This window comes from Priestia sp. D3YE.R1 (genome assembly GCF_049199565.1).
Lineage (GTDB): Bacteria > Bacillota > Bacilli > Bacillales > Bacillaceae_H > Priestia > Priestia aryabhattai.
This window is the reverse complement of the sequence record NZ_JBLTHW010000002.1, coordinates 756,064-769,202: the sequence shown is the minus strand read 5'-3', so window position 1 is coordinate 769,202 and position 13,139 is coordinate 756,064. Positions and strand designations below refer to the sequence as shown.

General features: G+C 38.4%; 13 protein-coding genes. 4 read left to right on the top strand and 9 right to left on the bottom strand.

All coding sequences use genetic code 11. The features are described from left to right. Positions 1-59 precede the first annotated feature (59 nt). Complete coding sequence (typA, locus tag ACOZIR_RS16080) at positions 60-1,898, bottom strand: translational GTPase TypA (RefSeq protein WP_045293816.1); 1,839 nt, start codon at positions 1,896-1,898, stop codon at positions 60-62. 113 nt (positions 1,899-2,011) lie between these two features. Here typA and ACOZIR_RS16075 point away from each other — a divergent pair, with 113 nt between their 5' ends. Continuing rightward, on the top strand, positions 2,012-2,197 hold the full coding sequence (locus ACOZIR_RS16075; RefSeq protein WP_045293815.1) for a YlaF family protein: 186 nt from the start codon (positions 2,012-2,014) through the stop codon (positions 2,195-2,197). 108 nt (positions 2,198-2,305) lie between these two features. Here ACOZIR_RS16075 and ACOZIR_RS16070 read toward each other — a convergent pair whose 3' ends face one another. Both ACOZIR_RS16070 and ACOZIR_RS16065 read right to left on the bottom strand, forming a co-directional pair. Beyond that, entirely contained in the window at positions 2,306-3,112 is an 807-nt protein-coding gene (locus tag ACOZIR_RS16070) for an inositol monophosphatase family protein (protein WP_016763440.1), read from the bottom strand. A 195-nt stretch (positions 3,113-3,307) separates the two neighbouring features. Continuing rightward, positions 3,308-3,493, bottom strand: coding sequence for a hypothetical protein (locus ACOZIR_RS16065; protein WP_013056063.1), 186 nt, complete (start codon positions 3,491-3,493; stop codon positions 3,308-3,310). Between the two features lie 267 nt (positions 3,494-3,760). Here ACOZIR_RS16065 and ACOZIR_RS16060 point away from each other — a divergent pair, with 267 nt between their 5' ends. Further along, positions 3,761-4,396, top strand: a complete 636-nt coding sequence (locus ACOZIR_RS16060) for a YktB family protein (protein ID WP_045293813.1) — start codon at positions 3,761-3,763, stop codon at positions 4,394-4,396. A 49-nt stretch (positions 4,397-4,445) separates the two neighbouring features. Here ACOZIR_RS16060 and ACOZIR_RS16055 read toward each other — a convergent pair whose 3' ends face one another. Then, positions 4,446-4,715 (bottom strand): UPF0223 family protein, encoded by a 270-nt coding sequence (locus ACOZIR_RS16055; protein WP_013056061.1) that lies wholly within the window; start codon positions 4,713-4,715, stop codon positions 4,446-4,448. A gap of 531 nt (positions 4,716-5,246) precedes the next feature. On the opposite strand from ACOZIR_RS16055, the gene ACOZIR_RS16050 reads away from it, so the two are divergent. Next, positions 5,247-6,722, top strand: a complete 1,476-nt coding sequence (locus tag ACOZIR_RS16050) for an aminotransferase class I/II-fold pyridoxal phosphate-dependent enzyme (protein WP_028414107.1) — start codon at positions 5,247-5,249, stop codon at positions 6,720-6,722. Between the two features lie 38 nt (positions 6,723-6,760). Here ACOZIR_RS16050 and ACOZIR_RS16045 read toward each other — a convergent pair whose 3' ends face one another. Next, positions 6,761-6,886 (bottom strand): GapA-binding peptide SR1P, encoded by a 126-nt coding sequence (locus ACOZIR_RS16045; protein WP_013056059.1) that lies wholly within the window; start codon positions 6,884-6,886, stop codon positions 6,761-6,763. A gap of 394 nt (positions 6,887-7,280) precedes the next feature. On the opposite strand from ACOZIR_RS16045, the gene ACOZIR_RS16040 reads away from it, so the two are divergent. Further along, positions 7,281-8,801 (top strand): glycine betaine uptake BCCT transporter, encoded by a 1,521-nt coding sequence (locus ACOZIR_RS16040; protein ID WP_328121296.1) that lies wholly within the window; start codon positions 7,281-7,283, stop codon positions 8,799-8,801. A gap of 49 nt (positions 8,802-8,850) precedes the next feature. Here ACOZIR_RS16040 and ACOZIR_RS16035 read toward each other — a convergent pair whose 3' ends face one another. The 4 genes from ACOZIR_RS16035 to ACOZIR_RS16020 all read right to left on the bottom strand — a co-directional run bounded on the left by ACOZIR_RS16035 (position 8,851) and on the right by ACOZIR_RS16020 (position 13,139). Next, positions 8,851-9,093 (bottom strand): hypothetical protein, encoded by a 243-nt coding sequence (locus ACOZIR_RS16035; RefSeq protein ID WP_045292711.1) that lies wholly within the window; start codon positions 9,091-9,093, stop codon positions 8,851-8,853. Between the two features lie 248 nt (positions 9,094-9,341). Beyond that, a complete protein-coding gene (gene lpdA / locus ACOZIR_RS16030; RefSeq protein ID WP_013082295.1) occupies positions 9,342-10,754 on the bottom strand; it encodes a dihydrolipoyl dehydrogenase in 1,413 nt (470 codons plus the stop codon). 3 nt (positions 10,755-10,757) lie between these two features. After that, positions 10,758-12,059 carry a dihydrolipoamide acetyltransferase family protein gene (locus tag ACOZIR_RS16025; RefSeq protein ID WP_028414110.1) on the bottom strand — a complete coding sequence of 434 codons (1,302 nt, stop codon included), beginning with the start codon at positions 12,057-12,059 and terminating at the stop codon, positions 10,758-10,760. Between the two features lie 102 nt (positions 12,060-12,161). Continuing rightward, on the bottom strand, positions 12,162-13,139 hold the full coding sequence (locus tag ACOZIR_RS16020; RefSeq protein ID WP_013056055.1) for an alpha-ketoacid dehydrogenase subunit beta: 978 nt from the start codon (positions 13,137-13,139) through the stop codon (positions 12,162-12,164).

Below are 13,139 nucleotides of genomic sequence, written 5' to 3'. Positions count from 1 at the left end.
TGATATAATTGATAAAAAACAAGCCGCTAGCAAACAGAGCTAACGACTTACTTTTTTTATTATTTTGTGTCAGCGTATTTTTTCTTTTTCGCTGCTTTTTCACGTTCATTTTTATCAAGAATTTTTTTACGTAGACGAATAGATTCTGGTGTGATTTCACAATATTCATCTTCGTTTAAATATTCAAGTGATTGCTCTAAAGACATAATACGAGGTTTTTTCATACCTGTTGTTTGATCTTTATTAGCAGAACGCATATTCGTCATTTGCTTCATTTTACAGATGTTAACAACGATATCATTTTCACGAGTGTGTTCTCCTACGATCATACCTTCGTATACTTCTGTACCCGGCTCCACGAAAATTGTACCGCGGTCTTCTACGCCTTGGATTCCATAAGTAGATGATTTACCGCTTTCCATAGAAACAAGCACACCTTGACGGCGACCTCCAACTTGACCTTGCTGCATTGGTTGGTAGCTATCAAATGAATGGTTAATGATACCGAATCCACGAGTTAACGATAAGAACTCAGTTGTATAACCGATTAAACCACGTGCAGGAACCATGAAGATCAGACGAACTTGACCGCTGCCGTTGTTAATCATATCAACCATTTCACCTTTACGAGCACCCATTGATTCCATAATAGAACCCGTATGTTCTTCAGGCACGTCGATTTGAACACGTTCAACCGGCTCACAGCGAACGCCATCAATTTCACGAACGATTACTTCAGGTTTTGATACTTGAATCTCATATCCTTCACGACGCATATTTTCAATTAAAATAGATAAATGAAGTTCTCCACGTCCTGAAACGACCCATACATCCGGTGAATCAGTATTTTCCACGCGTAAACTTACATCTGTCTCAAGTTCAGACATTAAGCGCTCTTCAATTTTACGAGATGTAACAAATTTACCTTCACGACCAGCAAACGGTGAATTGTTTACTAAGAACGTCATTTGTAAAGTAGGCTCATCAATACGTAAAATTGGCAGTGCATCTTGGTGGTCAAACGGACATACTGTTTCACCTACGTTGATGTCTTCCATTCCTGATACAGCGATCAGGTCTCCTGCTTTTGCTTCTTCGATTTCAACACGCTTTAGGCCTAGGAAACCGAATAGTTTTGTTACGCGGAATTGTTTTACCGTACCGTCAAGCTTCATTAATGCAACTTGCTGGCCTACTTTCATTGTTCCGCGGAATACGCGACCTACACCGATACGACCAAGATAGTCATTGTAGTCAAGCATTGCCACTTGGAATTGAAGTGGTTCTTCGCTGTTGTCTACTGGTGCTGGAATGTGCTCGATGATTGAGTCAAATAGAGATGACATGTTCTCATCTTGCTTTTCAGGGTTCGTGCTAGCCGTTCCGTTGATTGCTGAAGCATAAACAACAGGGAACTCAATTTGTTCCTCACTTGCACCTAGTTCAATAAATAAGTCAATTACTTCATCAACTACTTCAGTTGGACGAGCAAAGTCACGGTCAATTTTGTTAACAACAACAATCGGCGTTAAGTTTTGCTCTAATGCTTTTTTCAATACAAAGCGCGTTTGAGGCATACATCCTTCATATGCGTCTACTACAAGTAGAACACCGTCTACCATTTTCATAATACGCTCAACTTCTCCACCGAAGTCAGCATGTCCTGGCGTATCCATAATGTTGATACGCGTATCTTTATAATTAATAGCTGTGTTTTTCGCTAAAATTGTAATTCCACGCTCACGCTCAAGGTCATTTGAATCCATCGCACGTTCTTCAACATGCTCATTAGTACGGAATGTTCCGGACTGATGTAATAATTTATCTACTAACGTTGTTTTCCCATGGTCTACATGGGCAATAATGGCAATATTACGTAAATCTTTACGAATGTTCACGCATTTCACTCCTATGCTTGTAATAACTAAGCTATTATATCACACTAACTCTAGAATTGCAGAATGATTTTGTTGTACACTATAAATATCCGTTACAAATGGGAGGAATCAACATGAGAAACATTAAGTGGGTATTCGTTTTATATGCATTCATCGCAACTGCAGCTATTATGTCAATTGGCATATTTATCGGAGAAGGAAGCGCTCTCGGGGTCATTTTAGCTATCGTAGCTTTAATTGTTGTAATGGGTTTTGGCTTTACGACTAAGAAAAAAATGCGAGAAAAAGGGCAGCTGTAATTTTTTTGCGATGATTGAAAGCGTCATGGCCATTTGCAAGATCAAAATGGTTCATGACGTTTTTTCATCACAAAATTCTTCCACTATACGTAAGTCTTCACTTCTATTTTATTTATTCCACTTTCCTTCAAGGTACGTACGAAAGATTTCGTCATGTAATGTTGGTTTGCTTACAAATACACTGCTTTTTTCAAGAATCTCTAACGGCTTTCCTTCTAAATCCGTCATAACTCCCCCAACTTCTTCAATCAATACTTTACCGGCAGCAAAGTCCCATGGAGCCAAACGTAAAGTAATATATCCATCCAAGCGTCCAGCCGCTACGTAAGCAAGCTCAATAGCTGCGGATCCATATGAACGAGTCCCTCTTACTTTACGTACAAGCGGACTTAATACGGAAGGATCAATACGACGGTTCTCCGTCACCCATGTCGCATTTAGGCTAATAATAGCTTGTTCAACTGGTACAGGTTCAAGTTTCGGCAATTGGATGTCATTCATAAACGCGCCCTGTCCTTTTAAAGCATGATACAGCTCATTATGAATAACATCATAAATATAACCTGCTTGTCCTACACCATTTTCAAATATACCGATGGAAATAGCAAAATTTCGCTGCTGATGAACAAAGTTCATCGTCCCGTCGATTGGATCGATAATCCAAATTGTTCCTTCTTCTGATTCAAGCTCTTCTCCATATCCTTCTTCTCCGAGGATATGATGTTCTGGAAAGGTTTCATTAATTTTTGAGATAAAAAACTGTTCAATTTCTTTATCCATATTTGTTACTAAATCATTTGGATTCGATTTCGTTTGAATGAGAAGTTCTTTACTAAACGACTGTTGAATTTTTTGTCCAGCTTCTTTTAGCCACTCTTTAACGTATGTATCAATTTCTTTCCAGCGTTGTGTCATCTCAATTCCCCCTCAAAAATACGTCGCTTATTTAAGCTTAAAAAAACCTCTGCAAGATGTCAATTAACAGAGCACGTGGGAGAAGAACTGCCGCTTCTTCTCCCACGTGCTCTGTTACCACTTATAAATCTGCTCATTCAGTTTAATCCTCTTTTATAGTTTACCCTTATTTGTTCTATTTTATTCCCGTATCTGCTACTGAAGAGATATCATTTCTTCACGAAGTTTCTCGAGCTTTCGCTTACATTTTTGTTTTTGTTCCTCATTATTCTCCATCATGGCTTCATATAACGTCGCTAACTCGTAATCTAACTCCAAACGAATTACACCTAATCTTTTTTGTCCATCATTCTTCTTATACATATTCACCACTTGTTTCATGTTTCAAACACCCCTCTCAAATTATTGAACCCGCTTATAGAAAACTAAATTTTCAGATATTTTGATTGATATAGTCTATGTCAAAACCTAATCTCATGCAACTAAATTGTGTGATTACCTATAAAAAAATGATAGACACGTTTTGACAAGCATATGCGAATTAATTGGTGTTTATGCTTTTCATGTGGTAGAATCTTCGCGTAAATCATACTTACTTGCATAGATGCACAGCAGCTATACATATTCACTAAAAAACGGAGGTTTCACATGGCATTCTCAGGATTTTCACAAGATGACTTTAACGTATTCCGTATCGAGGGGCTTGATGCACGTATGGAAGCCATCAAAACAACGATACGCCCAAAATTCGAACAATTAAGCAATCATTTTGCTCCTACTCTTTCTTCACTTTGTGGAGATGAAATGTTCGTACACATTGCCAAACATGCACGAAGAACAGTTAACCCGCCAGCAGACACGTGGGTAGCCTTTGCTAACAGTAAACGCGGGTATAAAAAGCTCCCTCATTTTCAAATTGGCCTTTGGGAAACACATGTCTTTGTGTGGTTCGCCGTCATTTACGAATCACCTATTAAAGAACAATTTGGAAAGCTGCTAAAACAAAACATTGAGGAGATTCGTCAAAATATCCCAGCCTCGTTTGTTTGGTCGAAGGATCATACAAAACCTGATAGTGAAAAAATGGGCGACTTATCTTCTGAAGACTTAGAGAGTTTGTTTGAACGTCTAGAGACGGTTAAAAAAGCTGAGATCCTATGCGGCATTACAATTCCAAAAGACGAAGCGATTGCAATGAACGGCGAAGAATGGATGGCTCGTATTGAGCAAACATTTCATACGGTAACTCCATTATATGAACTAACTAAAAAAGCATATGCATAATTTTAACGAATTGATATAAAAAAAATGGAGCCAAGCTTGGCTCCATTTTTTACATTTTTATGATATCTCCAGAAGAAGCAGCCTTTGCTTTTTGAATTGTTCGATAAGAAGAGTATTTGCTTTGGTCTTCAAAATCGTTACAGATTGTTTTTTCTTCTGCTTTACTTGGCACAATTTCTTTAAATCGGCGATAGACTGCCATTAGGTGATCACGCTCAATACCTTTTTCATAAGCTCGTTCAATGCTTTCAAAAAACTTCACTACATCAATAATTTCTTCTGTACTCCAATCAAGGGAGATAGGGTATTGATATTCCACTTCTCATCACTCCATTTATTTCTTCAATCTATGTATATCTATATTCTTAACTCTATCACAATCTACAATGTACACAAAATTTATTCTCTTTGCACGCAAAAGAATTTCTCCTTTTTTTTCTTTTTATTTTCTCTTTAAAATATCTTTGCAAATGGGTTAATAAGTGCTATAATTCTTTTGTTTTATGGGGATTTTCAAAACATAAAGAACTATAAAATAATGAGTAATAAGCAGTTTACAATTACTTGTATTTTTTGAACTAAAAATTGTATTTATATTATCAAACAGTAGTAAACATACACGTTTCATTCATTTATATAATGGTTAAAATCAAGAAAACTGCCGAGTAGAATTTCTGTTGAATTTCTTTTATAGCAAAAAGATCTGATATTTTAATATGTAGAATTCAACAGCCATTAGTTTTTAGTATATAAAATTGAATGCTGTAATTTGATAAAAAAACAATCAAAGTCCCTCTAAGCTTTGCTTAGAGGGACTGACAATTTATGATAAAAGAGGTGTATAGCAAAGTTGTCTTCTCAATTTTCAACTCCATTATTTACTGGATTGGTTAATCACGCTAAGAAAAACCCAACACAATTCCATATCCCTGGACATAAAAAAGGAAATGGAATGGATCCTGAATTCCGCTCGTTTATTGGCGATGATGCTTTATCCATTGATTTAATTAATATCGGTCCCCTTGATGACCTTCACCAGCCAAAAGGCATTATCAAACAAGCGCAGGATTTAGCTGCAGAAGCATTTGGTGCTGACCATACTTTTTTCTCTGTTCAAGGAACGAGCGGAGCAATTATGGCAATGGTTATGGCGACATGTGGACCTGGAGATAAAATTATCGTTCCTAGAAACGTGCATAAATCTGTTATGAGTGCGATTGTTTTTTCAGGAGCTACGCCTATTTTTATTCATCCTGAAATTGACGAAAACCTTGGCATTTCTCACGGTATTACATCGGACTCTGTAGAAAAAGCCTTAAAGCAGCACCCTGAAGCAAAAGCAGTGCTGGTTATCAACCCAACTTACTTTGGAATTTCCGGAGACCTTCGTAAAATCGTAGAAATCGCCCACTCGTATCAAGTGCCTGTACTTGTTGATGAAGCTCACGGCGTTCATATTCATTTTCATGATGATTTGCCTCTGTCTGCTATGCAGGCCGGTGCAGATATGGCAGCAACAAGCGTGCATAAATTAGGCGGTTCTATGACGCAAAGTTCAATTCTAAACATACGCGAAGGCTTAATTTCTCCAAAACGTGTACAGTCTATTTTAAGCATGCTGACAACAACATCAACATCTTATCTGCTGCTGGCTTCTTTAGATGTTGCACGAAAACGTTTAGCTACAGAAGGAAAAGAGCTGGCTGAACGTGCAATTTCTCTTGCTGAAAAAGCACGAAAAGAAATTAATACAATTGAGCATATCCGATGTATAGGAAGAGAAATTTTAGGCACAAAAGCTACGTATGATTTAGACCCTACTAAATTAATTATTTCTGTTTCAGATTTAGGAATTACGGGCTATGACGTAGAAAAATGGATGCGTGAAGCTCATAATATCGAAGTTGAAATGTCTGACCTTTATAATATTCTATGTATTATCACGCCTGGAGATACAGAAGAAGATCTTTCACGTCTGGTCACAGCTCTGCGTGAGTTATCTGCAAAATTCCATAATCTTTCTGAGACAACGGCAAAACCGGCTATTTTATTACCTGATATTCCTGTATTAGCTTTAACACCTCGTGATGCTTTTTACGCTGAAACCGAAGTGGTACCTTTTCATGAGTCGGCAGGTCGTATTATTGCAGAATTTGTGATGGTCTATCCTCCTGGTATCCCTATTTTTATTCCTGGGGAAATCATCACTGAGGAAAATTTAACCTACATTGAAACAAACTTAGAGGCAGGTTTACCAGTGCAGGGGCCGGAAGATTTTGAATTAAAGACATTTCGTGTCATCAAAGAACATAAAGCAATTCAATAAAAAAAAGGTGCGAAGTTCCGCACCTTTTTTTTATTGAATTAATCTAAATCTTCATCTGCTTTTTGACATTCTCCGCTTTTACATGTTGAGTATAATCGCGTCACTTTCTCATCTTCGAAATGATCAATTGTGCAGTTACATGTTTGACATACGATTGTTCCCATTTTGTAAACTCCCCTTTAACCGTCTTTTTTTTGTAAGCGTTTTACAACTCTTGATATTATATTATTATGTCACATTAAATATGTCAACAACTAATTAGTATGTCACATTAAAAATATTTTTCTCATAAATGTTATATTTGTTTTCAAAAAGCTGGACGCTTAGCATCATCTCTATTTATATGAAAAAACAATGTCTAATTTCACATCTATTTCAGCACTTTAAAATACTTACGAAAAATAAGAATTTGAGCTCTTGCCGTTTTTTCTTACTAATAGGGTAGACATTTCATACAAACTTTACTAGAATGTATAACCATGTGGTTTCATGTATAGCTAAAAAGGTTATATGAGAAACTATGTTATGTAAAATAGAATAGGAAAGGAGTGATAATCGATGAAAAAACTGACTCCCGTTTTTATCCTTTCGGTTATTATTGCTGCAGTATTTATCGTATGGGGTGTTATTCCTGAATCTGTGCTAGGAAGCGCAGCGCTTACACCTGTCACATCGGCAATACATAGTTTTATCATCGAGAAATTTGGCTGGTATTACTTATTAGCAGCTACATTATTCTTAGTTTTTACGCTGTACTTAATTTTTTCAAAGTACGGAAACATTAAATTAGGTAAACCTGACGAAAAACCTCAGTATGGTTATGTCTCTTGGTTTGCCATGTTATTTAGTGCTGGTATGGGGATTGGACTTGTATTCTGGGGTGTTTCAGAACCAATCAATCATTTTCATACTCCACCTTCTGGTGAAGGCGGTACAGCAGAATCAGCTCGTGCAGCTCTACGTTATTCGTTTTTCCACTGGGGTTTACATCCTTGGGCTATTTATTCCGTTCTTGCACTTGCCCTTGCATATTTTCAATTTAGAAAAGGTTACCCGTTCATCATCAGTAATATTTTACGTCCACTATTAGGAAAACGTGTGGACGGACCTCTTGGAACGGTCATAAACGTCATCGCCGTATTTGCAACTATTTTTGGGGTGGCAACATCTCTAGGACTGGGCGCTATTCAAATTACCGGTGGAGCCTCTTACTTGTCGCCAAGCATTGATAATAATTTCACGACTCAATTAATTGTTATTATTATCGTGACGTTCTTGTTCATGCTGTCAGCACAGACAGGTCTGAACAAAGGTATTAAGTATTTGAGTAACATTAATATTGTTTTAGCTATTCTGTTAATGCTATTCTTGTTATTTGCAGGTCCAACCAACTTTATTATGGACTTATTCGTTACAACAATTGGCAGCTACATTCAAAACTTGCCGTCGATGAGTTTTCGATTGAGCCCGTTTGATAACAGCACCTGGGTTCAAGATTGGACAATTTTCTACTGGGCATGGTGGATTGCTTGGGCACCGTTCGTTGGTACGTTCATTGCTCGTATTTCACGAGGTAGAACCATTCGAGAATTTTTAATTGGTGTACTAGCTGTTCCGACCGTATTTGGCGGATTATGGTTTGCCGTATTCGGAGGTTCTGGGGTCTACTTAGACTTTTTCAAGGATCTTCCTGTTATGGATGTTATCAATAATAAAGGAACAGAAGTTGCTTTATTCTACGTACTTGAACAGTTTCCATTTGGTACGTTCATGTCCATTGTCGCTATTTGCTTAATTGCTACATTCTTCATTACATCAGCTGACTCAGCTACATTTGTTTTAGGAATGCAGACAACAAATGGTGATCTAAATCCTTCAGGCTCTATTAAGCTTACGTGGGGCTTAATTCAATCGTTAACAGCAATCATTCTGCTTTGGACAGGTGGCTTGGATGCGCTCCAAACGGCTGCGATTATAGCAGCACTTCCATTTTCAATTGTGCTGGTGTTAACGGTCTTCTCATTAATGAAAGCATTTAAAGAAGAAGGCGCATTAAAAAAAGAAAAGAAATCTGTGTAAGATAAAAAAAGCGTTAGCTTATATAAGCTAACGCTTTTTTTATACAATCTTACGCCGTGCAAAATAAAATTAGTTGATAACACGTCAAGCAGACAGCTGAAGTTGTACCCGTCATCATAAGCGCCAGTCTTTTAGATTTGATGTTCATTTCTGCTATGCCGTAAGCTAAATAAGCAAATACTAAAAACAAAATAATTTTAGATGTCAATTGATCACGTTTTGATAGCAATTCAACCAGTGAATAACCCATCCAAATAACAATGTGTAAGCTCCAAACGAAATATGTCTTCATAGCTCCTTCGCCGCCTTTTCATTCGTTATCCAAAGAAGCAATTTTTTATCTACCTATAAGGAAAGCACGTCCCACTTCATATGTATGCATCTAGAGCTCATTTAAGACTGCCTCAGCGCTTTTTACAAGTTTCTTCTAAAGGAGATACTCATCAGCAATAAAAACTGTCTGACAAGCATCTGATACTTGATGAAAACCGTTTTCTTCAAAAAAAAAGCTGATGCATACGCATCAGCTTTTTAAAAACATTATTTTACAATGTGAATTGGGCTTCCAATAGCTACTTCAGCAGCTTCCATTGTGATTTCACCTAATGTTGGGTGAGCGTGAATTGTTAATGCGATATCTTCAGCTGTTACGCCAGCTTCGATAGCAAGACCAAGCTCAGCGATCATGTCAGATGCGCTAGGTCCAGCGATTTGAGCACCAACAACTACTCCGTCTTCTTTACGAGTGATAAGCTTCAAGAAGCCTTCTGCAGCGTTAAGTGCAAGCGCACGTCCGTTAGCAGCAAATGGGAATTTAGAAGCTTTAACAGCTAATCCTTCTTCTTTCGCTTGTGCTTCAGTATAACCTACAGATGCAAGCTCAGGCTCAGAGAATACAACTGCTGGAATTCCTAAGTAGTCAATTTCAGCAGGTTCGCCAGCGATTACTTCAGCTGCGATTTTACCTTCGTAAGAAGCTTTGTGTGCAAGTGGTGGTCCAGTTACGATATCACCAATTGCAAAGATGTTGCTTACAGATGTACGAGTTTGGTTATCGATTTCGATAAGACCACGGTCAGTCATTTTAACGCCAACTTGCTCAAGACCAAGCTCATCAGTGTTAGGACGACGACCTACAGTAACTAATACGTAGTCAGCATCGATTACTTTTGACTCTCCGCCTACTTCAAACGTAACTTGTACGCCGTCAGCAGTTTCTTCAACACCTTTAGCCATTGCTTTTGTATAGATTTCAACGTTTCCTTTTTTCTTAAGGTTACGTTTAACAAGTGAACTCATTTGTTTTTCAAAACCAGCTAAAATTTCATCAGCAGCTTCTACAAATGTAACTTCTGTACCGAAGTTAGCAAAAGCAGTACCAAGCTCAGTACCGATGTAACCTCCGCCGATTACAACTAATTTTTTAGGAACTTCTTTAAGTGCTAATGCACCTGTAGAGTTGATTACGCGCTCAGAGAATTTGAATCCAGGGATCTCGATTGGACGAGAACCAGTTGCAAGGATTGCATTTTTGAATTTGTACGTTTGTGCTGAATTTTCATCCATTACACGTACAGTTTCGCTGTCAACGAAGTAAGCTTCACCTTTGACGATGTCAACTTTGTTACCTTTAAGAAGGCCTTCAACACCGCCAGTAAGTTTGTTTACAACGCCGTTTTTGAATTCTTGAACTTTAGAGAAATCAACTGTTACGTTCTCAGCGATAATCCCCATGTCTTCAGAATGTTTAGCATGTTCAAAACGGTGACCTGCAGCGATTAATGCTTTTGAAGGAATACAACCAACGTTTAAGCATACGCCCCCAAGATTACCTTTTTCTACAATTGTAACTTTTTGACCTAATTGAGCTGCACGAATTGCTGCAACGTAGCCACCAGGGCCAGCACCAATGACAAGAGTATCAGTTTCGATTGGGAAATCTCCTACTACCATTTATTACGCCTCCATTAATAATAATTCTGGATCATTTAATAAACGCTTGATTTGGTTAAGAGCGTTTTGAGCTGTTGCACCATCGATAATACGGTGGTCAAAGCTTAGTGATAATGCTAATACTGGAGCAATTACAATTTCACCGTCGCGTACAACTGGTTTTTCAGCGATACGTCCGATACCTAGAATTGCAACTTCCGGGTGGTTGATAACTGGAGTAAACCATTGTCCACCAGCAGAACCGATATTTGTGATTGTACAAGAAGCGCCTTTCATTTCAGCAGGAGCTAATTTACCATCACGTGCTTTTCCAGCAAGGTCGTTAATTTGATCAGAAATTTCGAATACAGATTTACGATCAGCATTTTTCACAACTGGTACTAAAAGACCTTTTTCAGTGTCAGCAGCGATACCGATGTTGTAGTAATGTTTTTGAATTACTTCATCTGTAGAATCATCGATTGAAGTGTTAAGAGCTGGGAACTTCTTAAGTGCTGAAGTTAACGCTTTTACCACGTAAGGTAAGAATGTTAATTTAATACCTTGATCTGCTGCAACTGTTTTGAATTTTTTACGATGAGCAACAAGAGCTGTTACATCGATTTCATCCATTAATGTTACGTGTGGAGCAGTGTGTTTAGAGTTAACCATAGCTTTTGCGATTGCACGACGGATACCGCTCATTTTCTCGCGAGTTTCTGGTAGATCGCCTTCAGGAATAGCTTGTGCTGCTGCTGCTTTTGGTTCAGCTGAAGCAGTTTCCTCTTTAGCTGGAGCTTCAGCAGTTGCTGTAGCTGTAGAGCCACCAGATAAGAAGCTATCGATGTCATCTTTAACAATACGTCCGTTTTTACCTGAACCAGGAACAGCTTTAATGTCTATACCTTTTTCACGAGCATATTTGCGCACTGAAGGCATAGCAATTACTTTACGGTTAGGATCAACATCAGCTTGTGCTGCAGGAGCTGTTGCTTCTTCAGTCACTTCTTCAGTTGAAGCTTCTTCTTTAGCTTCTTCTGCTGGTGCATCATCATGATCGTCACCTTTGAATTTTAAGTCTTCGTATCCAGGAGCATCAAAAGTAACGATAACTTGTCCTACAGTAGCTACTGTACCTTCGTCAACTTTTACTTCTAATACTTTACCTTTTACAGGAGATGGGATTTCAACAACAGCTTTGTCATTTTGTACTTCTGCTAGTACATCATCCTCATCAATTTCATCTCCAGCTTTTACGAACCATTTTACAATTTCACCTTCGTGGATACCTTCACCGATATCCGGCAGTTTAAATTCAAATGCCACGTGTCTTCACCCTCCTAGTTAGTTGCGTTCAATTTGTTAGTGTTTATTTTATCTAAGACAGAAATCAGCACAAAGCTGATTTCTGTCACAGTAAAATGCTAATTAAAATTCAAGTACTTTCTTAGCTGTTTCAACGATATCTTTGTGGTCTGGTAACCATACGCCCTCAGCTTGAGAGAATGGGAACACAGTATCCGGTGCTGTTACACGTAATACTGGTGCTTCTAAGCTTAAGATTGCACGATCGTTAATTTCAGCTACAACGTTAGCTGCAATACCAGCTTGTTTTTGAGCTTCTTGAACTACTACTACGCGACCAGTTTTTTCAACTGATGCAAGAATTGTATCGATATCTAAAGGTTGAACTGTACGTAAGTCTACTACTTCAGCAGAGATACCTTCTTTTTCTAGTTCTTCAGCTGCTTTTAATGATGAGTGTACCATTGCACCGTAAGCGATAAGCGTTACATCTGTACCTTCACGTTTCACATCAGCTGTACCTAAGTCAATAGTGTATGATTCTTCAGGTACTTCTTGACGGAATGAACGGTAAAGCTTCATGTGCTCTAAGTATACAACCGGATCGTTATCACGGATTGATGAAATTAAAAGACCTTTTGCATCGTATGGAGTTGAAGGAATTACAACTTTTAGACCAGGTTGAGATGCTACGATACCTTCTAAGCTATCAGCGTGAAGTTCTGGTGTATGAACGCCTCCACCAAATGGTGAACGGAATGTGATTGGTGCATTCCAGCGACCGCCAGAACGGTAGCGCATACGTGCAGCTTGACCTGATACAGAATCAAGTACTTCGTATACGAAACCAAAGAATTGAATTTCAGGAACCGGACGGAAACCTTGAGTCGATAGACCCACAGCAAGACCACCGATACCAGATTCAGCTAATGGCGTATCGAATACGCGATCTTCGCCGAATTCTTGTTGAAGACCTTCAGTCGCACGGAATACTCCACCGTTTACGCCAACGTCTTCACCAAAAACTAATACGTTTTCGTCGTTTTTCATTTCTGTGCGTAACGCATCAGTAATCGCTTGAATCATTGTCATTTGCGCCAT

Bases quoted from the DNA above. Each gene is read 5' to 3' on its own strand.
- ACOZIR_RS16075 (WP_045293815.1), top strand. From the start codon at position 2,012: ATGAGAAACATTAAGTGGGTATTCGTTTTATATGCATTCATCGCAACT.
- ACOZIR_RS16070 (WP_016763440.1), bottom strand. From the start codon at position 3,112: ATGACACAACGCTGGAAAGAAATTGATACATACGTTAAAGAGTGGCTA.
- ACOZIR_RS16065 (WP_013056063.1), bottom strand. From the start codon at position 3,493: ATGAAACAAGTGGTGAATATGTATAAGAAGAATGATGGACAAAAAAGA.
- ACOZIR_RS16060 (WP_045293813.1), top strand. From the start codon at position 3,761: ATGGCATTCTCAGGATTTTCACAAGATGACTTTAACGTATTCCGTATC.
- ACOZIR_RS16045 (WP_013056059.1), bottom strand. From the start codon at position 6,886: ATGGGAACAATCGTATGTCAAACATGTAACTGCACAATTGATCATTTC.
- ACOZIR_RS16040 (WP_328121296.1), top strand. From the start codon at position 7,281: ATGAAAAAACTGACTCCCGTTTTTATCCTTTCGGTTATTATTGCTGCA.
- ACOZIR_RS16035 (WP_045292711.1), bottom strand. From the start codon at position 9,093: ATGAAGACATATTTCGTTTGGAGCTTACACATTGTTATTTGGATGGGT.
- lpdA (WP_013082295.1), bottom strand. From the start codon at position 10,754: ATGGTAGTAGGAGATTTCCCAATCGAAACTGATACTCTTGTCATTGGT.
- ACOZIR_RS16020 (WP_013056055.1), bottom strand. From the start codon at position 13,139: ATGGCGCAAATGACAATGATTCAAGCGATTACTGATGCGTTACGCACA.